The organism is Streptomyces sp. NBC_01116 (assembly GCF_041435495.1).
Classification (GTDB): Bacteria; Actinomycetota; Actinomycetes; order Streptomycetales; family Streptomycetaceae; genus Streptomyces.
The window spans coordinates 1,713,223-1,733,457 of record NZ_CP108644.1 but is presented as its reverse complement, the minus strand read 5'-3'; the positions used below and the strand labels follow the sequence as shown (position 1 = coordinate 1,733,457).

The window sequence follows — 20,235 nt, the reverse complement described above, 5'->3', positions numbered from 1 at the left end:
CCTATCCTGCCGGGTCCGCACCGGCGAGGTCGACAGCGGAGTTCACCAGTCCGATATGGCTGAAGGCCTGGGGGAAGTTGCCCAGCTGGCGCCCCGCCGCCACGTCGTACTCCTCGGCCAGCAGGCCCACGTCGTTGCGCAGCCCCAGCAGATGCTCGAACAGCTCCCGCGCCTCGTCCGGCCGGCCGATCCGCTGCAACGCGTCCACCAGCCAGAACGAGCAGGCGAGGAACGCGCCCTCGTCGCCCGGCAGACCGTCCACGGAGCCGCCCTGGGTGCTGTAGCGGCGGACCAGCCCGTCGCTGCCGAGCTCGGCGCGGACCGCGTCCACCGTGCCGATCACCCGGGGGTCGTCCGGCGGCAGGAACCCGGTCCGCACGATGAGCAGCGTCGAGGCGTCCAGCTCCCGTGACCCGTAGGACTGGGTGAAGGTGTTCCGCTCGGGGTCGTACCCCTTCTCGCAGACCTCGGCGTGCACGGCGTCCCGCATCGCCCGCCAGCGGTCCGCGTCGCCGGGCAGTTCGGGATTCTCCTCCAGCGAGCACACCGCCCGGTCGGCGGCCACCCAGGCCATCACCTTGGAGTGCACGAAGTGCCGCCGGGCGCCGCGGATCTCCCACAGCCCCTCGTCCGGCTCGCGCCAGGTCGACTCCAGGAAGCCGAGCAGGCTGAGCTGGAGGTTCCAGGCGTGCGGCTTGTCGTCGAGACCGGCGACGCGGGCGAGGCGGAGCGCGTCGATGACCTCGCCGTACACATCGAGCTGACGCTGGCGCACGGCCGCGTTGCCGGTGCGCACCGGCCGGGAGTGCTCGTACCCGGTGAGCCAGGGCAGCTCCGACTCGGGCAGCCGCCGCTCGCCCGCCAGCCCGTACATGATCTGGAGGTCGGCCGGGTCCCCGGCGACGGCCCGCAGCAGCCAGTCCCGCCAGGCCTCCGCCTCCTCCAGATAGCCGGCCGAGACCATCGCCCCGAGCGTCAGCGTGGCGTCCCGCAGCCAGCAGTAGCGGTAGTCCCAGTTCCGTACGCCCCCGATCTCCTCCGGCAGGGAGGTGGTCGGGGCCGCCACGATGCCGCCGGTCGGGCCGTACGTCAGCGCCTTCAGGGTGATCAGGGAGCGCAGCACGGCGTCGCGGTGGGGGCCTTCGTAGGTGCAGGCGGCGGTCCACTTCGCCCAGTCGTGGAGGGTGTGCTTCAGCGCCTTGTGCGGGTCGATGAGCTTCGGGCGCGGCGAGTGCGAGGGGTGCCAGGTCAGCACGAACGCGACGCTCTCGCCCTCGGCGACGGTGAACGAGGAGCAGGTGCTGAACTGCTGGCCCCACGTCTTGACCGGCGGCTCGCTGCGCAGCCATACGGAGTCGGGGCCGGCGACCGCCACCCGGTGGCCGTGCGAACGCCGCACCCAGGGCACCACCGAGCCGAAGTCGAAGCGCAGCCGCAGCACCGAACTCATGTCGACGGTGCCGCTGACGCCCTCGACGATCCGCATCAGGTCCGGCGACCTGTCGCGCTGCGGCATGAAGTCGATGACCTTCACCGTGCCGGTCCGCGTCTCCCAGTACGTCTCCAGGACCAGGGAGTCACCGGCGTACCCGCGCCGGGTACAGGTGTCCGAGGGGTTGGCCCCCTTGGGCGCGATGCGCCAGTGGCCGTTCTCCTCGGTGCCGAGCAGGGCGGCGAAGCAGGCGCCGGAATCGAAGCGGGGCAGGCAGAGCCAGTCGACGGAACCGTTCCTGCCGACGAGCGCGGCGGTCTGGAGATCGCCGATCAGGGCGTAGTCCTCGATGCGTGGGGTCACGCCTGGCGTTTTCCCGGACCGGGCCCATGTCAACCAGCCATCAGGCATCGAGGGTGTGCCGGAGACCTCAGGCGCTCGCCGGCGCGGGCTGCTCGGGGGCGTCGGCCGTCGCGTTCTCGGCGGCGGCCTGCTCGCGGTCGCGCTTCTCACGGCGTACGAGGACGATCCAGCCGACCGGGACGGCGGCGACGAACAGCCACCACTGGACGGCGTAGGCCATGTGCGGGCCGATCGAGCTGTCGTCGGGGGAGGCGATCTGCTCGGGCAGGGCACCGGCCGGCCGGGGGGCGGTCTGCTCGATGTACCCGCCGAGGACCGTCCGGGACAGCAGCTGGGACTGCTGGTCGCTGTTGATCAGCATCACCTGCCGGTCGGGCAGTCCCGCCAGGTCCTTGATGCCGCTGCTGCCGGTCGTCTCGTCCGCCTTGAGCCGCCCGGCGACGGTCACTTCGCCCCGGGGCGCGGGCGGCACGTCGGGGAAGGCGGTCTGGTTCGGAGCGGCCGGCACCCAGCCGCGGTTGACCAGGACGGTGCCGCCGCCCTTGAGGTCCAGCGGGGTCAGGACATGGACGCCGATGCGGTCGTCGTCCGAGGTCCGGCGGCGGACGACCACCTCGTGCTCGGTGTCGAACGTCCCCGTCGCGGTGACCGCCCGCCAGTAGTCCGAGCGCGGGACGGTGTGTCCGGGAGAGGTGAGCTCGGAGACCGGGACCGGCTCCGCGTCGAGGTTCCGCGAGATCAGCCCGTTCTGCTCGACCCGGTGTTCGTGCTTGTGGAACTGCCAGAAACCCAGCTCGATCATCGTCGGGATCAGCGCGAGGCCGAGCAGGGTGAGGATCACCCACTGCCGGGTCAACAGGAAGCGGTACACCCCATGACCGTACAACCGGGGTCATGGGGTGCGGCACTCAGGGGTGCCGCCGGAGCGGTCCGACGGCGGGGCGCTCCGTCATACTTTGTCCACGATGCCCGCCTTCCCTTCGGCGCGCGCGCAGTGGGCGCCGCAGTACCAGTGCCCGTCCACCTCGACGCCCTGCCCGATCACCTGGACCCGGCAGTGCTCGCAGATCGGCGCCATGCGGTGGATGGCGCAGGAGAAGCAGTCGAAGACGTGCACCGCGCCCTGCGCGTGCACCTCGAAGGACATGCCGTAGTCGTTTCCGCAAACCTCACAACGTGCCATGCGCCACAGGGTGGGACGCCCGGCGGTCACCGGGCGAGCGGCTGCCGGGCGAGTCGTGCCCGGTTCACTCCGATGACGGTGCGGGGGCTTGGTGCGGCAGAGTCGTCCCCGGAACGGGTTCGGCGGGGGCCACGTCGCGCAGCAGATGGGTGAAGGCGCTCTCCTCCAGGATCGGCGTCCCGAAGGTCTTCGCCTTCTGTGTCTTGGAGGTGGCCGCGTCCGGGTCGTTGGTCACCAGCAGACTGGTCAGCCGCGACACGCTGGTCGCCACGTGCAGGCCGGCCTCCACCGCCCGGTCCTCCAGCAGCTCCCGGTCGATGGAGGTGTCCCCGGAGAAGGCCACCCGCATCCCCTGCTGGAGCGGCTTCTCCTTCTCGTACCGCCCCGGATTGGGATACGGGCAGGCCGGGCGCTTGCGCGAGGGCCGCCAGCTGTTCGGCTGCCGGGAGGGCTGATAGCCGACGCGCGGGGTGACGGGGGAGTCGGACCACTCGGTCAGCGGACGGCACTCCAGCAGTGGCAGCCGCACCCCGCCCCGGGCCGCCGCGTGCAGGCTCGGCCGGAACGCCTCGGCCAGCACCCGGGCGTCGTCCAGGGCGTGGTGGGCGTGCTGCTGCACGACGCCGAAGTGCGCGGCGAGGGAGGCCAGCTTGTGGTTGGGCAGCGGCAGCCGCAGCTCCTTGGCCAGCGCGATCGTGCACAGCCGGTGCTCGACCGGGGCGACCACCGACGCTCGCGCGTACTCCCGGGCGATCATCGACCAGTCGAACGCCGCGTTGTGCGCGACGAGCACGCGGTCCGCGAGCCGCTCCGACAGCTCGGCCGCGACCTCCGGGAAGAGCGGGGCGCCTTCCAGGACATCGCTCGTCAGCCCGTGGATCCAGACGGGGCCGGGGTCCCGCTCCGGGTTGACCAGCGTGTACCAGTGGTCCTCGACGTTGCCCAGGGCGTCCAGCCGGTAGACGGCGGCGGACACTATCCGGTCGTCGCGGGCGAGTCCGGTGGTCTCCACGTCGACGACCGCGTACCCCTGGGGGTAGGCGGTCGGCCACGGTGCGGCTGTCTGGCGGTCGTCGAGCATGGTCACAGAGAATACGGGCCGCGACTGACAGTTCCCTATTCGGCCGGACGGGACCGGGTGCGGTGAGGCGTCGGGACCCCGCAACTCCGGTGCGTGCCGAACGCCTTCGGGCCGGCCGAGCGCGGCGACCGGATCGCCCGCGGCCACCCGGTCGGGACCGCGGCCGTCCACCGGTCCGGCCAGCAGCCGGTAGACCGTGCCGCTCGCCTTCTCCGGGGCCGCGTCCCCGTTCACCAGGGCGAGCGGCACCCGCTTCCCGGTCGCCGCGCGTTCCGTCGCGGCGACGCCGTCCCCGTCCTCCGTGCCGCGCGGCTCCTCCTCGTCCGGGGGGCGTGCGTGCTGCTCGTCGGGGTGCGGCGTCTCGCCGGCCCGCTTCCACCGCTCCGGGTGGCGCAGCAGGTCCTCGACCGGCCAGGAGGGGCCAACCCGTCGAGCACGGCGAGGAGTTCGCGCCGGAGCCCGCGCGGCAGGGAACGGTTGCGCGGGGTGTCCAGCAGATCCGCCCCGCCGCCCGACCGGACGGCGAGCAGCCGCCGTACGTCCGTGGCGGTGGTCAGCCGCTCGGGCAGCACGGCCCGCACCGCGTCGGGTCCCTTGGCAGAAGGTGCCAAAGACTGCTGACGCCAGGTCTCGCATACTTGTGGGTAACAACGTCTAGCCCTCGCCGACGCGCGGCCCTACGGTGCTCGCATGGAGCCGAACCTGCCCGATGTCGTGCTGTGGTCAATACCGGCCTTCGTGCTGCTCACCGTGATCGAGATGGTCAGCTACCGCCTCCATCCGGACGAGGACGCCGCCGGGTACGCGACCAAGGACACCGCCACCAGCCTCACCATGGGCATCGGCAGCCTCGGCTTCGACCTGCTGTGGAAGATCCCCATCCTGGCGATCTACATGGGCGTCTACGAACTGACGCCGCTGCGGGTGCCCGTGCTGTGGTGGACCGTCCTGCTGATGCTCCTCGCCCAGGACTTCTTCTACTACTGGTCCCACCGCGGCCACCACGTGATCCGGATCCTGTGGGCCTGCCACGTGGTCCACCACTCCAGCGAGAAGTTCAACCTCACCACCGCGCTGCGCCAGCCCTGGACCTCCGCGACGGTCTGGCCCTTCTACCTGCCGCTGATCGCCTGCGGGGTGCACCCGGCGGCGCTCGCGTTCTGCCAGTCGGCCAACCTCGTCTACCAGTTCTGGGTGCACACCGAGCGCGTCGGCAGGCTCCCGCGGCCCTTCGAGTACGTCCTCAACACGCCCTCCCACCACCGCGTCCACCACGCCTCCCAGGGCGGCTACCTGGACCGCAACTACGGCGGGATCCTGATCGTCTGGGACCGGATGTTCGGGTCCTTCGCGGCCGAGACCGAGCGGCCCGTCTACGGGCTCACCAAGAACATCACCACCCACAACCCGCTGCGCGTCGCGACCCACGAGTACGCCGCCATCGCCCGGGACGTCCGGGCCGCCGGCACCTGGGGCGAGCGGGCCGGACGGGTCTTCCGCGGGCCCGGCTGGCAGCCGGCGCCGAAGGCGGGGGCCCCGGCCGGTACCGCGGCCGGAGAACCGGTGCCCGTGTCCATGGAGACCTCCGCCCCGGAACGCGCCCTGTGAGCGCCACCGACTCCCGCCCCGCGCGCCCCCGCGGAGCCGAGCGCTTCGCCCGCCCGGTGCTCCTCGCCTTCCTCCTCGCCGCCGCGGTGGACCTGGCCGGGCTGATCGCCGGGGCCGAGACCGTCCACCTGGTCGCCAAGCCGCTGCTGATGCCGCTGCTCGCCGGGTACGCGGCACTGAGCGGCGGACCCCGGCTGCTCGTCGCGGCCCTGCTGTTCGGGTGGGGCGGTGACGTCTTCCTGCTCGCCGACGCCGACCTGGCCTTCCTCCTTGGCATGGGCTCCTTCGCCGTCGGCCATGTCTGCTACCTGACGCTGTTCGGCCGCGACCGGGCCCGTGCGCCGCTGGCCACGGGCGTCGGATACGCCCTCGTCCTGGTCCTCTTCCTCGTGCTGATCTGGCCGGACCTCCCGGCGGACCTGCGTATCCCGCTGACCGGCTACAGCCTGCTGCTCACGGCCGTGGCCTGGCGGGCCGGCGTGCTCGGCCGGTACGCGGCGGCCGGCGGGGCGCTCTTCCTGCTCTCCGACGCCCTCATCGCCACCGGCATCGCGGACTGGCCGCAGGCGCCCGCCCCCGACTTCTGGGTGATGCTCACCTACATCGCCGCCCAGGCCCTGCTGACCCTCGGGGTGCTCACGGCCGCCCCGGCCGGGAGAACCGGGCGAACCGGGGCGTACCGTGAAGCGGGTACCAGCGTCTGAGACCGGCAAGGACCCCGAACGTATGCGCGCCACCGTCATCCACGCCCCCCACGACATCCGGGTGCAGGAGGTGCCGGACCCGGGGATCCAGCAGCCCACCGATGTGGTCCTCAGGGTCCTGCGGGCCTGCATCTGCGGCAGCGACCTGTGGGCCTACCGGGGCGAGTCGGCCCGGCGGTCCGGTCAGCGCATCGGCCACGAGTTCCTCGGCGTCGTCGAGGAGGCCGGCCCCGGGGTGAACGGCTTCGCCGTCGGTGATCTGGCCGTCGCCCCGTTCGTCTGGTCCGACGGCACCTGCACCTACTGCGCCGAGGGCCTCACCACCTCCTGCCCCGAGGGCGGCTTCTGGGGCTCGGTCGGCCCGGACGGCGCGCAGTCGGACGGCGGCCAGGGCGAGGCCGTCCGCGTCCCCCACGCCGACGGCACCCTGGTCAGGCTCCCGGCCGCCGCCGCCTCCGACGACCGCCTGCTCACCGCCCTGCTGGCGCTCTCCGACGTCCTGGGCACCGGCCACCACGCCGCCGTCGGCGCGGGCGTCGGGCCGGGCAGCACCGTCGCGGTCGTCGGTGACGGCGCGGTCGGCCTGTGCGGGGTGCTCGCCGCCAAGCGGCTCGGCGCGGAGCGCGTCATCGCGCTCGGGCGCCACACCGCGCGCACCGACATCGCCCGCCGCTTCGGCGCGACCGACGTGGTCGCCGAACGCGGCGAGGCCGCCCTCGCCGCCGTCCGCGAGCTGACCCGGGGCGAGGGCGCGCACAGCGTCATCGAGGCCGTCGGCACCGAGCAGTCGATGCGCACCGCCCTCGGCATCGTCCGCGACGGCGGCTCCATCGGTTACGTCGGCGTCCCGCACGGCAGCGCCACCGGTGTGGACCTCGGCGCGATGTTCGGGCGGAACATCGCCCTGCGCGGCGGAGTCGCCCCCGTACGCACGTACATACCGGAGCTGCTCCCCGACGTGCTGGACGGCACGATCGACCCGTCGCCCGTCTTCGACCGGTCCATCGGCCTGGACGAGGTGGCCGTCGGCTACAAGGAGATGGACGAGCGGACCGCGCTGAAGGTGCTCATCACGCCGTAAGGGCCCGACACGGGGCGGGGGCCCGGGGAGAACGTCCTCCCCGGGCCCCCGCTCCTCGCTCGGTCACCCGCTACCAGCGCACCGCGTCCAGCGCGTCGACGACCCCGGCTCCGTAGAAGCCGTTGTAGCTCCTGCCGCCCTCGCAGACCGCGTCGATGACGCCGTCACCGTTGATGTCGTACGGCTCACCGCACGCCTTCGCGTCCGCCTGGAGCGTCAGCAGCGCCTTCACCGCGGTGGGCGAGGCGTAGGGGTGCTTCGACTTGATCAGCGCCACGACGCCCGCGACGTGCGGGGACGCCATCGACGTACCGGCCTTGTAGCCGAACTTGCCGCCCGGCAGCGTCGACAGGATCAGCCCGTTGACGGCCGGCGGCTCGGGGGTCTGGTAGACCGTCGAGTCACCGCCCGGGGCGGCCACGTCGATGATGCCCCTGCCGTAGTTCGAGTACGAGGACTTCAGGCCCTTCGCACCCGTCGCGGAGACCGTCACGACACCCGGCAGCATGGTCGGGATGTCCGGGCACGCGCTCGGGTCGATCGTCCGCGTGACCGTCTCGCTGTCGTTCGGGCTGCTCTTGTCCACGATCGCGTCGGAGGCCAGGTCGTTGCGGGAGTTCCCGGCCGCCGCGACGTTGACCGTGCCCTTGCGCTCCGCGTACTTCACGGCGCGGGTGAGGGCGTCGACCAGGGCGCCCTGGTCCGGGTCGTTCTTGCAGTTGAACAGCCACGGGTCGGTGTAGTAGCTGTTGTTGGTCACCTCGACGCCGCGCTCGGCGGCCCAGAGGAACCCGCAGACGACGGCCTCGGTGTAGAAGAACCCGTCCGGGTTCGACACCTTGATGCCCGACACCTTCACGCCCGGGGCGACGCCGGTGACGCCGGCGCCGTTCTTCGCCGCGGCGATGGTGCCCGCCACATGCGTGCCGTGGTCGCTCTCGCCCGCCGCCGGACGCCAGGAGCCGGCGGTGGTGTCCGGTGCGCCCGAGACACAGTTGGCCGAGGCGCCGGTGTCGAAGTTCGGGGCCAGGTCCGGGTGGGTGTCGTCGACGCCCGTGTCGATGACGGCGACCGTCACCTTCTTCGAGCCCAGCGTCTTCTGGTGCGCCTTGTCCGCCTTGATCGCGGGCAGCGACCACTGGAGGGGCTCCAGCGGGTCCTCGCCGGCCTTCGCGTCCGCGGCGGCTGCCGCCGCCTGCTCGGCGGTGAGCGGCTGCGCTATCGCGCCGACGTCCTTGGTGGCCTGCGGGACGATCGGGTTCGTGCGGGTGGCGCCCGCCGACTCCACACCGCGTACCCGGCGGATCGTTTCGCCGAACGCGGGGTTCTGCGAGTGGACGACGATGACGCCGATCTGCTCGTAGGCGATGACGACCGTGCCGCCGGCCCGGGCGATCGCCTTCTTGACGTTCTTGACGGTGCCGTGGCCGCCCCGGGTGTTGACCACGTAGGACAGCTTCGGCCCGTCGGTCCGCACGCTCGCGGAGGCCTGCTCGCCGGTGGGCGCCGCCGTGGCCGTCGCCGTCGGCATGAAGCCGAGCGAGGCGGTCAGCGCGAGTCCGACGGGCACCGCGAGTGCGCGGGTCCGTCTCGATGCCAGATGAGCCATGGGTTCTCCACATCATCCGTGCCGAACGACCGGACACCTGGCGTGCTCGGTCGCGTACATGACGAGTGAAGCTATCGCTGATCATCCCGGCGCATCAACGCTTACGGGCAAGTGAGTTCGAAGAGTGACCTATGCGGCCGCATGTGAACGGCAGGCTTCCGGGCAACCGGGCGCACCGCGACACCTCCGAGAAGGCGAAAGACACGGTGAACCGCTTCGTCGCGCCCTCCGTGCCGTTGTCCAGGAGGCACATCACCGTCCCCCGGTAACGAGGCTTCCCTTGACACCCACCGCCCCCCAGACCACCGCACCCGCGTCGCGAGGAGATTCCGTGGCTACCGATGCACCGCCGCCCGAGGGCACATCGCCCAACGGCCCCGCCCAGCCCACCACCGAGGCGTTCGTCGCGATGCAGGCGAGCCCGGACTTCGCCGACCTGCGCCGATCCCACCGCTCCTTCGCCTTCCCCCTGACCATCGCCTTCGTGACCTGGTACCTGCTCTACGTCCTGCTCTGCAACTACGCGGGCGGATTCATGGCCATCGAGGTCGTCGGCAACATCAACATGGCGCTCGTCCTCGGACTCGCCCAGTTCGCCACCACCTTCCTCATCGCCTGGCTCTACTCCCGGCACGCCGCCACCAAGCTCGACCCCAAGGCCGACGCGATCAAGTCCCGTATGGAGGCCGACGTATGAGCGCCGCCCACACCCTCTATCCCGCCGTCCAGCTCGCCGCCACCGAGGGAGCGAGCGAGCACCGGCCGCTGATCATCACGCTGTTCGGCGCCTTCGTCGTGGCGACCCTCTTCATCACCGTGTGGGCGGGCCGCCAGACCAAGAGCGCCTCCGACTTCTACGCGGGCGGCCGCCAGTTCACCGGATTCCAGAACGGACTCGCGGTCTCCGGCGACTACATGTCCGCCGCGTCCTTCCTCGGCATCGCCGGAGCCATCGCCCTCTTCGGATACGACGGCTTCCTGTACTCCATCGGCTTCCTCGTCGCCTGGCTCGTCGCCCTGCTCCTGGTCGCCGAACCGCTGCGCAACTCCGGCCGCTACACCATGGGCGACGTCCTCGCCTACCGGATGCGCCAGCGCCCCGTCCGTACCGCCGCCGGCACGTCCACGATCGTCGTCTCGATCTTCTACCTGCTGGCCCAGATGGCCGGAGCGGGCGTCCTCGTCTCGCTGCTCCTCGGCATCACCAGTGACGCCGGGAAGATCCTCATCGTCGCCCTGGTCGGCGTGCTCATGATCCTCTACGTCACCATCGGCGGCATGAAGGGCACCACCTGGGTGCAGATGGTCAAGGCCGTCCTGCTCATCGCGGGCACCCTGCTCATCACCTTCCTGATCCTGCTGAAGTTCAACTTCAACATCTCCGACCTGCTCGGCACCGCCGCCAGCAACAGCGGCAAGGGAGCGGCCTTCCTGGAGCCCGGCCTGAAGTACGGCGTCGACAACGTCTCGAAGCTGGACTTCATCTCGCTCGGCATCGCGCTGGTCCTCGGCACCGCGGGACTGCCGCACATCCTGATCCGCTTCTACACCGTGCCCACCGCCAAGGCCGCCCGTAAGTCCGTGAACTGGGCGATCGGCATCATCGGCGCCTTCTACCTGATGACGATCGTGCTCGGCTTCGGCGCCGCGGCGATCCTCAAGCCCGGCGACATCATCGCCTCCAACAAGGCGGGCAACACCGCGGCGCCGCTCGCCGCGCTGGAGATCGGCGGCGGCTCCGGATCCACCGGCGGCGCCATCCTCCTCGCGGTGATCTCCGCCGTCGCCTTCGCCACCATCCTCGCGGTCGTCGCCGGACTCACCCTCGCCTCCTCCTCGTCCTTCGCGCACGACATCTACGCCAACGTCATCCGCAGGGGGCAGGCCACCGAGAAGGAAGAGGTCCGCGCCGCACGCTGGGCCACCGTCGCGATCGGCGTCGTCTCCATCGGCCTCGGCGCACTCGCCCGCGACCTGAACGTCGCCGGGCTCGTCGCCCTGGCCTTCGCGGTCGCCGCCTCCGCCAACCTGCCGACGATCCTCTACAGCCTCTTCTGGAAGCGCTTCACCACCCAGGGGGCCCTCTGGTCCATCTACGGGGGCCTCGCCTCCTCCGTCCTGCTGGTGCTGTTCTCGCCGGTCGTCTCCTCCAAGCCGAGCTCGATGTTCCCGAGCGTCGACTTCGCCTGGTTCCCGCTGGAGAATCCTGGCCTGATCTCGATCCCGCTCGGCTTCCTGCTCGGCTGGGTCGGCTCGCTGCTCTCCAAGGAGAAGCCCGACACGGACAAGTACGCCGAACTGGAGGTCAAGTCCCTCACCGGCGTCGGAGCCCACTGAGCAGCCGACCGAGCACACCGCGAGGCCCTTCCCCGGCTCACCGCAGGCGGGTCCTTCGGCTCATCGGACACCACCGGCGGCCGGGCCGCGTCGTAGGGTCCTACGACGCGGCCCGGCCGCGCCTCGTGGCAAACGGGCCACCCCGATGTCAGCGGTCTCACGTAGGCTCGGTCCTACCGGAACCGCGAAGGGCCGACACCTCGGGCGAGGCGACGACCCGGCAGCGGCGACGGACCGACAAGAGCGACCGCACCACCGCGGACACCCCGGGGGAGGGACCCACCGTGCTCATCGACACCTATGACCGGGTCGCCACCGACCTGCGCGTGTCACTCACCGACAAGTGCAACCTGCGCTGTACCTACTGCATGCCCGAAGAGGGCCTCCAGTGGCTCGGCAAGAGCGAGCTGCTCTCCGACGACGAGATCGTGCGCCTGATCCGTATCGCCGTCACCTCGCTCGGCATCACCGAGGTCCGCTTCACCGGCGGCGAGCCCCTGCTCCGCCCCGGCCTCGTCTCCATCGTCGAGCAGTGCGCCGCGCTCACCCCGCGCCCCCGCATGTCGCTCACGACCAACGGCATCGGACTCAAGCGGACCGCCACCGCCCTCAAGGCCGCGGGGCTCGACCGGGTCAACGTCTCGCTGGACACCCTGCGCCCCGACGTCTTCAAGACCCTCACCCGCCGCGACCGCCACAGGGACGTGCTGGACGGCCTGGAGGCCGCCCGCGAGGCCGGGCTCACCCCGGTGAAGGTCAACTCCGTCCTGATGCCGGGACTCAACGACGACGAGGCCCCCGAGCTGCTCGCCTGGGCCGTCGCCCACGACTACGAGCTCCGCTTCATCGAGCAGATGCCGCTCGACGCCCAGCACGGCTGGAAGCGCGACGGCATGATCACCGCCGGGGACATCCTCGCCTCGCTGCGCACCCGCTTCACCCTCACCGCCGAGAGCGACGAGTCCCGCGGCTCCGCCCCCGCCGAGCGCTGGACCGTCGACGGCGGCCCGCACCGCGTCGGCGTGATCGCCTCCGTCACCCGCCCGTTCTGCCGCGCCTGCGACCGCACCCGGCTCACCGCCGACGGCCAGGTCCGCACCTGCCTCTTCGCGCGCGAGGAGACGGACCTGCGCGGGGCACTGCGCGGGGACGCGCCCGACGAGGAGATCGCCCAGCTCTGGAAGACGGCCATGTGGGGCAAGAAGGCGGGCTCCGGACTGGACGACCCGTCCTTCCTGCAGCCGGACCGCCCGATGTCGGCGATCGGCGGCTGAGGCCCGGACCGACGAGCCTCAAAGGACAGAGGGCCAAGGCCCGAGTCCTCGAGGCGCGAGTCCCTCAAGGCTCCGAGGACCAGGGCCCCCGGGCTCAGGGCCCGGTCTCCTTCCCGTCCCCGGCTTCCCAGTCCCGCAGTGCCACGACGTCCTTGAGGAAGCCCCGTACACCGAGGAACGAGGACAGATGCTCCCGGTGCTCGTCGCAGGCCAGCCAGGTCTTGCGCCGCTCGGGCGTGTGCAGTTTGGGGTTGTTCCAGGCGAGCACCCACACGGCGGCGGCCCGGCAGCCCTTGGCGGAGCAGAGCGGGGCACCGGTGGGACTCTCGGCGGACGTCTCGGGGAAAATCACGAGGCCCAGCCTAAGTCAGGTGTTCCACGAGCCGAGTCGGGTGCGCCAGAGGCCGAGTCGGGTGCTCCACGAGCCTTCTGACGCATCCCCGGCCGGAGAAAGGGCGACGCCGAGCAGCCACGGGGGGAGCTGCCCGGCGTCGGTCCGTCGCTCCGACGGGGGATGCGGAGCGCTTTCGAAGTATGTCACGGCGACCGGGGTGCGGTGCACCGGAACGTCATGATTGATCTGAGCATTTCTTGAGCTTCGCGGGGCGCCCGGGATCAGGTGTGCTCGTGCGGCGGCCGGACCCTGCCGGACGCCCCCTCGGAGTCCCCGGACGCGGCCGGACCGGGCACCGGAGCGGCCTCCACCTCGGGCCGCAGCGGCATCTGCACGAACGTCGTCGGCAGCGAAGTCACGTTCTCCCGGCCCGCGTTGGCGATGACCACCGCCACATACGGCAGCAGCACCCCCAGCACCAGCGCCACGATCGCCACATGCCGCTCCACGTTCCACAGCACCGCGGCCAGCACCACCGACACCGTGCGCACCGACATCGAGATCACATAGCGTCGCTGTCGGCCGCGGACGTCGTCCGTCAGCCCCTGACGGGCGCCCGTGATCCGGATGACCTCCGTACCCGCGCTCTTCCGCAGCATGCTCCACCACCAGATCTCGTCGCCGGACGCTCCCGGACCGGGCCGCGTCCACGGTACGCCCGGCACCGGCCGGGCAGGAGACCGGGGCACGCCGTACGAGGGGCCGGGCGGTCCGCGGCGGGCGGGCCGGGTCCCCCGGACGGCCCAACCGGGCATGCGTCGCCGGGCCGGCGGGCCGAGACTGAGCGGACGCGCACTCCGCGCCGCACGAGGAGGCGAAATGAGCTGGTTGTGGGCAATCATCGTCGGACTGGTGCTCGGTGTGATCGCCAGAGCGATCCTGCCGGGCAAGCAGGACATCCCGCTCTGGCTGACGGCCGTGTTCGGCATTCTCGGCAGCATCCTCGGCAACGCCGTGGCCGGCTGGATCGGTGTGGAGGACACCAAGGGCATCGACTGGATCCGCCATCTGCTGCAACTGGCGGGCGCCGTGGCCGTCGTCGCCCTCGGCGACATGGCCTGGCAGTCCTTCCGCGGCAGCCGTAGACAACGAACCTGACCTCGCCGGGTCGCACAGCGCCGCGGCCGGACACGCCTTCCTCGCGTGTCCGGCCGCGGCACTGTGCTGCGTGGGAGGTCAGCCGACCGGGCCGACCTCCACCGCCGCCAGGTTCTTCTTGCCCCGGCGCAGCACCAGCCAGCGCCCGTGCAGCAGCTCCCCGGCGGACGGTGCGACCTCGCCGTCGACGACCTTCACGTTGTTCACGTAGGCGCCGCCCTCCTTCACCGTGCGGCGCGCCCCCGACTTGCTGGGCGCCAGACCGACCTCCACCAGCAGGTCCACCAGCGGACCCAGCTCGGAGACGGTGGCGCCCGGAACCTCGGACAGGGCCGCGCTCAGCGTCGCCTCGTCCAGCTCGGCCAGGTCGCCCTGCCCGAACAGCGCCTTCGACGCCGCGATGACCGCGGCGCACTGCGCACCGCCGTGCACCAGCGTGGTCAGTTCCTCGGCCAGCGCGCGCTGCGCGGAGCGGGCCTGCGGCCGCTCCTCGGTCAGCTGCTCCAGCTCCTCCAGCTCCGCACGGCTCTTGAAACTGAGGATGCGCAGGTAGCGCGAGACGTCCCGGTCGTCCACGTTCAGCCAGAACTGGTAGAACGCGTACGGCGTCGTCATCTCCGGGTCGAGCCAGACGGCGCCGCTCTCGGACTTGCCGAACTTCGTCCCGTCCGCCTTCGTCATCAGCGGCGTCGCGAGCGCGTGCACGACCGCGCCCGGCTCCAGCCGGTGGATCAGGTCGATGCCCGCGGTGAGGTTGCCCCACTGGTCGCTGCCGCCCTGCTGAAGGGTGCAGCCGTGCCGGCGGTACAGCTCCAGGAAGTCCATGCCCTGGAGCAGCTGGTAGCTGAACTCCGTGTAGCTGATGCCCTCCTGCGACTCCAGCCGCCGGGCGACCGAGTCCTTGGTGAGCATCTTGTTGACCCGGAAGTGCTTGCCGATGTCCCGCAGGAACTCGATCGCGGACATGCCCGCGGTCCAGTCCAGGTTGTTGACCATCGTCGCCGCGTTCGGGCCCTCGAAGGTGAGGAAGGGCTCGATCTGCCCGCGCAGCCGCTGCACCCAGGCGGCGATGGTCTCCGGGTCGTTCAGCGTGCGCTCGGCGGTGGGCCGGGGGTCACCGATCTGACCCGTCGCGCCCCCCACCAGGGCGAGCGGCTTCAGCCCGGCCTGCTGGAGCCGCCGCATGGTGAGCACCTGCACCAGGTGCCCCACATGCAGGCTGGCCGCGGTCGGGTCGAAGCCGCAATAGAAGGTGACGGGACCGTCCGCGAGAGCCTTGCGCAGTGCGTCCTCGTCAGTGGACTGGGCGAACAGCCCGCGCCACTTCAGCTCGTCGACGATGTCCGTCACGGTTCCGGTGCTCCTTATGACTGGCAGAGACGCTGATAGATGTACGGGTCAGTCTAGGCGGGTCACACCCCCGGGCTGACCGAGCTCATGTTGAAGTCCGGGACGCGCAGCGCGGGCATCGCGGCCCGGGTGAACCAGTCGCCCCACTCGCGCGGCAGCGTCCTCTCCGTACGCCCCGCCTCCGAGGCCCGGGACAGCAGGTCCACCGGCGACTCGTTGAACCGGAAGTTGTTCACCTCGCCGACCACCTCGCCGTCCTCGACCAGATAGACGCCGTCCCGGGTCAGCCCGGTCAGCAGCAGCGTCGCCGGGTCCACCTCGCGGATGTACCAGAGGCAGGTCAGCAGCAGCGCCCGCCCGGACGTCGCGGCGACCATCTCCTCCAGCGACCGTCCGCCGCCGCCCTCCAGCAGCAGGTTGTCGATGGCCGGGGCGACCGGCAGCCCGGTCAGGCCCGCCGTGTGCCGGGTCGTCGTCAGCCGCTCCAGCTTCCCTTCCCGGACCCAGTCCGTCGGGGCCAGCGGCAGCCCGTTGTCGAAGACGGAACCGCTGTCGCCGGAGGAGTGCGCGATCACGAACGGCGCCGACTCCAGACCCGGAGCGTGCGGGTCGCTGCGCAGGGTGAGCGGAAGCGGGGCGAGCCTCTCGCCGAGCCGTGTGCCGCCGCCCGGGGTGGAGAACACCGTACGGCCCTCCGCGGCGTCCCGCGCGGTCGACGACCAGAGCTGGTAGATCAGCAGGTCCGCGACCGCGGACGGCGGCAGCAGCGTCTCGTACCGGCCGGCGGGCAGCTCGACGCGCCGCTCCGCCCAGCGCAGCCGCTGTGCCAGCTCCGCGTCCATCGCCCCCGGGTCGACGTCCTTGAAGTCCCGGGTGGCCCGGCCCGCCCACGCGGAGCGCGTACGGTCCGGCGACTTCGCGTTCAGCTCCAGCGTCCCGTTCGGCTGGTCGTGACGCAGCCGCAGCCCCGTCGACGTCCCCAGGTAGGTGGAGGTCAGCTCGTGGTTCGCGAACCCGTACAGCTCGCGGCCCCCGGCCCGGGCGCGCGCGAAGGCGTCGCCGAGCGCCGGGGCGAAGTCGGCGAAGACCTCCGAGCCGGTCTCGGCGGGCGCGTCCGTGAAGTCGGGCGAGGAGGGCCCCCCGCTCACCAGCGGCTGCGCGTCCTCCGCCGGATCCGCGCCCCGTGCGGCGGCCTCGGCGGCCCGCACCAGCGGCTCCAGGTCCTCCGTGGTCACCGCGGACCGGGAGACGACGCCGGAGGCCGTCCCCTTCGCCCCGTCCACGGTCGCGATGACCGTCAGGGTCCGCCCCCGGGTCACCCCGTTCGTGGTGAGCGCGTTGCCCGCCCAGCGCAGGTTCGCGGACGACTGCTCGTCGGCGATGACCACCAGACCGTCCGTGGTGGACAGCCCCAGGGCCCGCTCGACGATCTCGTACGGCTTGCTGACGCGGCTCATCGTCCGGCCTCCTGCGTCGTGTTGAGGATGTTGACGCCCCGGAAGAGGGCGGAGGGGCAGCCGTGCGAGACCGCCGCGACCTGGCCCGGCTGGGCCTTGCCGCAGTTGAACGCGCCGCCCAGGACGTAACTCTGGGGGCCGCCGACCTTCTCCATCGAGCCCCAGAAGTCCGTGGTCGTCGCCTGGTACGCCACATCGCGCAGCTGCCCGGCCAGCCGGCCGTTCTCGATGCGGAAGAACCGCTGCCCGGTGAACTGGAAGTTGTGGCGCTGCATGTCGATCGACCAGGACCGGTCGCCGACCACGTAGATCCCGCGCTCCACCCCGCCGATCAGGTCCTCCGTCGACAGCCCGCCCGGATCCGGCTTCAGGGACACGTTCGCCATGCGCTGCACCGGGACATGGCCCGGCGAGTCCGCGTACGCGCAGCCGTTGGAACGGCCGAGGCCCGTCAGCTTCGCGATGCGGCGGTCCAGCTGGTAGCCGACCAGCGTGCCGTCCTTCACCAGGTCCCACGACTGCGCCTCGACGCCCTCGTCGTCGTACCCGATCGTCGCGAGCCCGTGCTCGGCCGTGCGGTCACCGGTCACGTTCATCACGGGGGAGCCGTACGCCAGCTTGCCCAGCTGGTCGAAGGTGGCGAACGAGGTCCCGGCGTACGCCGCCTCGTACCCCAGCGCCCGGTCCAGCTCGGTGGCGTGGCCGATCGACTCGTGGATGGTCAGCCACAGGTTCGACGGATCGACGACCAGGTCGTACGTCCCCGCCTCGACGCCCGGCGCGCGCATCTTCTCCGCGAGCAGCCCGGGGATCCGCTCCAGCTCGTCGTTCCAGTCCCAGCCGGTCCCGGTCAGGTACTCCCAGCCCCGGCCCGCCGGCGGCGCGATGGTCCGCATCGAGTCGAACCCACCGCTCGTGCCGTCCACCGCGACGGCGGTGAACTGCGGGTGGATCCGCACCCGTTGCTGGGTGGTGACGGTGCCCGCCGTGTCCGCGTAGAACTTGTTCTCGTGCACGGCCATCAGGGACGCGTCCACATGCGCGACGCCCTCCGCGCCCAGCAGGCGCCCGCTCCACTCGGCGAGCAGGGCCGCCTTCTCCTCGTCCGGTACGGAGAAGGGGTCGACGTCGTACGCCGAGACCCAGGTCCGCTCGCCGTGCACCGGCTCGTCCGCCAGCTCCACCCGCTCGTCGGAACCGGCGGCCGCGATCACCTTCGCCGACAGCTTCGCCATGGCGACGGCCTGCGAGGCCACCTTCGCGGCGGCGTCCATCGTCAGGTCGACGCCCGAGGCGAACCCCCAGGCACCGCCGTGCACCACCCGCACCGCGTACCCGAGGTCCGTGCTGTCCGACGCGCCGGCCGGCCGGGCGTCCCGCAGCCGCCAGGAGGCGCTGCGTACCCGCTCCAGCCGGAAGTCCGCGTGGGTCGCGCCCAGCGCCCGCGCCCGGGCGAGCGCCGCGTCGGCCAGCGCGCGCGACGGCAGGGCCAGGAATGACTGATCTACCTCGTGGGGCACAGGGAGTTCCCTTCTCGATACATCACGGCAGTGAACCATGCCGGAGGGTGACCGCACCGGGGGATATCGAGGACGCGTGGGCCGACCACGTACGCGCGCGCACTGTAGGAACCCGACAGCACCCCGGACAAGCCACTGTCAGGGCCCGATTCTCCGATCGGCGCACGGTACCGATAGGTTTTTCGATGTACCACACCGCCAAGGAAAGGGTGATCCGTTGAGCCGCTCGGTTCTCGTCACCGGAGGAAACCGGGGCATCGGCCTCGCCATCGCCCGCGCCTTCGCCGACAACGGCGACCAGGTCGCGATCACCTACCGTTCCGGAGAGCCGCCCCAGGTGCTCACCGAAGCCGGTGTCCTCGCGGTGCGCTGCGACATCACGGACGCCGAGCAGGTGGAGCAGGCCTACAAGGAGATCGAGGAGAAGCACGGTCCCGTGGAGGTGCTGGTCGCCAACGCCGGCATCACCAAGGACCAGTTGCTGATGCGGATGTCGGAGGAGGACTTCACCTCCGTCCTCGACACCAACCTCACGGGGACCTTCCGGGTCGTCAAGCGCGCCAATCGCGGCATGCTGCGCGCGAAGAAGGGCCGTGTCGTCCTGATCTCCTCCGTCGTCGGCCTCCTCGGTTCGGCCGGTCAGGCCAACTACGCCGCCTCCAAGGCCGGGCTCGTCGGCTTCGCCCGGTCGCTGGCCCGTGAACTCGGTTCGCGGAACATCACCTTCAACGTCGTCGCCCCCGGTTTTGTCGACACCGACATGACCCAGGCGCTCACCGAGGAGCAGCGCAAGGGCATCGTGTCCCAGGTGCCGCTCGGCCGCTACGCGCGGCCCGAGGAGATCGCCGCCGCGGTGCGCTTCCTCGCCTCCGACGACGCGTCGTACATCACTGGAGCCGTCATTCCCGTTGACGGCGGATTGGGCATGGGTCACTGATCACCATGAGCGGAATTCTCGACGGCAAGCGCATCCTGATCACCGGGGTGCTGATGGAGTCGTCCATCGCGTTCCACGCCGCGAAGGTGGCCCAGGAGCAGGGTGCCGAGGTCATCCTGACGGCCTTCCCCCGCCCCACCCTGACCGAGCGCATCGCCAGGAAGCTGCCGAAGCCTGCCAAGGTCATCGAGCTGGACGTGACCAACCAGGAGCACCTGGACCGGCTCGCCGGCCTGGTGCGCGAGGAGCTCGGCTCCCTGGACGGCGTCGTCCACTCCATCGGCTTCGCGCCGCAGGACGCGCTCGGCGGCAACTTCCTCAACACGCCGTTCGAGTCCGTCGCCACCGCGATGCACGTCTCGGCGTTCTCCCTGAAGTCGCTGGCCATGGCCTGCAAGCCGCTGATGAGCGAGGGCGGCTCTATCGTCGGCCTCACCTTCGACGCCCAGTACGCCTGGCCGCAGTACGACTGGATGGGCCCGGCGAAGGCCGCGCTGGAGGCCACCTCCCGCTACCTCGCCCGTGACCTGGGCAAGGACGGGCTGCGGTGCAACCTGATCTCGGCCGGACCGCTCCGCTCCATGGCCGCCAAGTCCATCCCGGGCTTCGAGGAGCTGGCCGACGTCTGGAACACCCGCGCCCCGCTGGCCTGGGACATGAACGACCCGGAGCCGGCCGGCCGCAGCATCGTCGCCCTGCTCTCCGACTTCTTCCCGCGCACCACGGGCGAGATCATCCATGTCGACAGCGGCGTGCACATGATGGGCGCCTGACCCGCGAACCACCCCGCCGACGGCCCCCGGCCGC

19 protein-coding genes are annotated in these 20,235 nt (G+C 71.4%); 9 read left to right on the top strand and 10 right to left on the bottom strand.

The genetic code is table 11. From position 1 onward, the window contains the following. Position 1: 1 nt before the first annotated feature. The 4 genes from OG245_RS07465 to OG245_RS07450 form a co-directional block, all read right to left on the bottom strand. A complete protein-coding gene (locus tag OG245_RS07465; protein ID WP_371622746.1) occupies positions 2 to 1,795 on the bottom strand; it encodes a glycoside hydrolase family 15 protein in 1,794 nt (597 codons plus the stop codon). Positions 1,796 to 1,862: 67 nt separating this feature from the next. Continuing rightward, the gene (locus OG245_RS07460; RefSeq protein WP_371622745.1) at positions 1,863 to 2,666 is read right to left on the bottom strand and encodes an SURF1 family protein; all 804 of its coding nucleotides are present in this window, start codon (positions 2,664 to 2,666) and stop codon (positions 1,863 to 1,865) included. 78 nt (positions 2,667 to 2,744) lie between these two features. Beyond that, on the bottom strand, positions 2,745 to 2,978 hold the full coding sequence (locus OG245_RS07455) for a hypothetical protein (protein WP_007459448.1): 234 nt from the start codon (positions 2,976 to 2,978) through the stop codon (positions 2,745 to 2,747). A gap of 64 nt (positions 2,979 to 3,042) precedes the next feature. After that, a complete protein-coding gene (locus OG245_RS07450) occupies positions 3,043 to 4,065 on the bottom strand; it encodes a DEDDh family exonuclease (RefSeq protein WP_371627831.1) in 1,023 nt (340 codons plus the stop codon). A 684-nt stretch (positions 4,066 to 4,749) separates the two neighbouring features. Here OG245_RS07450 and OG245_RS07445 point away from each other — a divergent pair. From OG245_RS07445 to OG245_RS07435, 3 genes are read left to right on the top strand one after another with little or no spacing between them, the layout of a single operon-like run. After that, positions 4,750 to 5,667 carry a sterol desaturase family protein gene (locus OG245_RS07445; RefSeq protein WP_371622744.1) on the top strand — a complete coding sequence of 306 codons (918 nt, stop codon included), beginning with the start codon at positions 4,750 to 4,752 and terminating at the stop codon, positions 5,665 to 5,667. Continuing rightward, the gene (locus OG245_RS07440) at positions 5,664 to 6,371 is read left to right on the top strand and encodes a lysoplasmalogenase (protein ID WP_371622743.1); all 708 of its coding nucleotides are present in this window, start codon (positions 5,664 to 5,666) and stop codon (positions 6,369 to 6,371) included. Before OG245_RS07445 ends, OG245_RS07440 begins: the two co-directional genes overlap by 4 nt. A gap of 22 nt (positions 6,372 to 6,393) precedes the next feature. Next, positions 6,394 to 7,452, top strand: a complete 1,059-nt coding sequence (locus OG245_RS07435) for a zinc-dependent alcohol dehydrogenase family protein (RefSeq protein ID WP_371622742.1) — start codon at positions 6,394 to 6,396, stop codon at positions 7,450 to 7,452. A gap of 70 nt (positions 7,453 to 7,522) precedes the next feature. On the opposite strand, the gene OG245_RS07430 is transcribed toward OG245_RS07435, so the two are convergent. Continuing rightward, positions 7,523 to 9,061 carry a S8 family serine peptidase gene (locus OG245_RS07430; RefSeq protein WP_371622741.1) on the bottom strand — a complete coding sequence of 513 codons (1,539 nt, stop codon included), beginning with the start codon at positions 9,059 to 9,061 and terminating at the stop codon, positions 7,523 to 7,525. 331 nt (positions 9,062 to 9,392) lie between these two features. Here OG245_RS07430 and OG245_RS07425 point away from each other — a divergent pair, with 331 nt between their 5' ends. From OG245_RS07425 to moaA, 3 genes are all read left to right on the top strand, one after another. Next, positions 9,393 to 9,758 (top strand): DUF485 domain-containing protein, encoded by a 366-nt coding sequence (locus tag OG245_RS07425; RefSeq protein WP_371622740.1) that lies wholly within the window; start codon positions 9,393 to 9,395, stop codon positions 9,756 to 9,758. Next, positions 9,755 to 11,398, top strand: coding sequence for a cation acetate symporter (locus tag OG245_RS07420; RefSeq protein ID WP_371622739.1), 1,644 nt, complete (start codon positions 9,755 to 9,757; stop codon positions 11,396 to 11,398). Before OG245_RS07425 ends, OG245_RS07420 begins: the two co-directional genes overlap by 4 nt. Positions 11,399 to 11,682: 284 nt before the next feature. After that, positions 11,683 to 12,672, top strand: a complete 990-nt coding sequence (gene moaA / locus OG245_RS07415) for a GTP 3',8-cyclase MoaA (RefSeq protein WP_050358245.1) — start codon at positions 11,683 to 11,685, stop codon at positions 12,670 to 12,672. A 94-nt stretch (positions 12,673 to 12,766) separates the two neighbouring features. Here the strand turns inward: moaA and OG245_RS07410 are convergent, their stop codons facing one another. Further along, complete coding sequence (locus tag OG245_RS07410) at positions 12,767 to 13,024, bottom strand: hypothetical protein (RefSeq protein ID WP_371622738.1); 258 nt, start codon at positions 13,022 to 13,024, stop codon at positions 12,767 to 12,769. Positions 13,025 to 13,287: 263 nt separating this feature from the next. Then, positions 13,288 to 13,665: a DUF3099 domain-containing protein gene (locus OG245_RS07405; RefSeq protein WP_371622737.1), complete on the bottom strand. Its 378-nt coding sequence runs from the start codon at positions 13,663 to 13,665 to the stop codon at positions 13,288 to 13,290. 220 nt (positions 13,666 to 13,885) lie between these two features. On the opposite strand from OG245_RS07405, the gene OG245_RS07400 reads away from it, so the two are divergent. After that, on the top strand, positions 13,886 to 14,164 hold the full coding sequence (locus tag OG245_RS07400; protein WP_371622736.1) for a GlsB/YeaQ/YmgE family stress response membrane protein: 279 nt from the start codon (positions 13,886 to 13,888) through the stop codon (positions 14,162 to 14,164). 78 nt (positions 14,165 to 14,242) lie between these two features. Here OG245_RS07400 and tyrS read toward each other — a convergent pair whose 3' ends face one another. The 3 genes from tyrS to OG245_RS07385 all read right to left on the bottom strand — a co-directional run bounded on the left by tyrS (position 14,243) and on the right by OG245_RS07385 (position 18,491). Beyond that, positions 14,243 to 15,514, bottom strand: coding sequence for a tyrosine--tRNA ligase (tyrS, locus tag OG245_RS07395; RefSeq protein ID WP_371622735.1), 1,272 nt, complete (start codon positions 15,512 to 15,514; stop codon positions 14,243 to 14,245). Positions 15,515 to 15,576: 62 nt separating this feature from the next. Continuing rightward, positions 15,577 to 16,971, bottom strand: coding sequence for a metallopeptidase TldD-related protein (locus OG245_RS07390; protein WP_371622734.1), 1,395 nt, complete (start codon positions 16,969 to 16,971; stop codon positions 15,577 to 15,579). Next, positions 16,968 to 18,491, bottom strand: a complete 1,524-nt coding sequence (locus OG245_RS07385) for a TldD/PmbA family protein (RefSeq protein WP_371622733.1) — start codon at positions 18,489 to 18,491, stop codon at positions 16,968 to 16,970. The genes OG245_RS07390 and OG245_RS07385 overlap by 4 nt, the downstream gene beginning before the upstream one ends. A 217-nt stretch (positions 18,492 to 18,708) precedes the next feature. Here OG245_RS07385 and fabG point away from each other — a divergent pair, with 217 nt between their 5' ends. Continuing rightward, complete coding sequence (fabG, locus tag OG245_RS07380; protein ID WP_371622732.1) at positions 18,709 to 19,428, top strand: 3-oxoacyl-[acyl-carrier-protein] reductase; 720 nt, start codon at positions 18,709 to 18,711, stop codon at positions 19,426 to 19,428. 5 nt (positions 19,429 to 19,433) lie between these two features. After that, positions 19,434 to 20,201 carry an enoyl-ACP reductase FabI gene (gene fabI, locus OG245_RS07375; protein ID WP_003969986.1) on the top strand — a complete coding sequence of 256 codons (768 nt, stop codon included), beginning with the start codon at positions 19,434 to 19,436 and terminating at the stop codon, positions 20,199 to 20,201. Positions 20,202 to 20,235 lie beyond the last annotated feature (34 nt).

Bases quoted from the DNA above. Each gene is read 5' to 3' on its own strand.
- OG245_RS07455 (WP_007459448.1), bottom strand. From the start codon at position 2,978: ATGGCACGTTGTGAGGTTTGCGGAAACGACTACGGCATGTCCTTCGAG.
- OG245_RS07445 (WP_371622744.1), top strand. From the start codon at position 4,750: ATGGAGCCGAACCTGCCCGATGTCGTGCTGTGGTCAATACCGGCCTTC.
- OG245_RS07435 (WP_371622742.1), top strand. From the start codon at position 6,394: ATGCGCGCCACCGTCATCCACGCCCCCCACGACATCCGGGTGCAGGAG.
- OG245_RS07430 (WP_371622741.1), bottom strand. From the start codon at position 9,061: ATGGCTCATCTGGCATCGAGACGGACCCGCGCACTCGCGGTGCCCGTC.
- OG245_RS07420 (WP_371622739.1), top strand. From the start codon at position 9,755: ATGAGCGCCGCCCACACCCTCTATCCCGCCGTCCAGCTCGCCGCCACC.
- OG245_RS07405 (WP_371622737.1), bottom strand. From the start codon at position 13,665: ATGCTGCGGAAGAGCGCGGGTACGGAGGTCATCCGGATCACGGGCGCC.
- OG245_RS07400 (WP_371622736.1), top strand. From the start codon at position 13,886: ATGAGCTGGTTGTGGGCAATCATCGTCGGACTGGTGCTCGGTGTGATC.
- OG245_RS07390 (WP_371622734.1), bottom strand. From the start codon at position 16,971: ATGAGCCGCGTCAGCAAGCCGTACGAGATCGTCGAGCGGGCCCTGGGG.
- fabI (WP_003969986.1), top strand. From the start codon at position 19,434: ATGAGCGGAATTCTCGACGGCAAGCGCATCCTGATCACCGGGGTGCTG.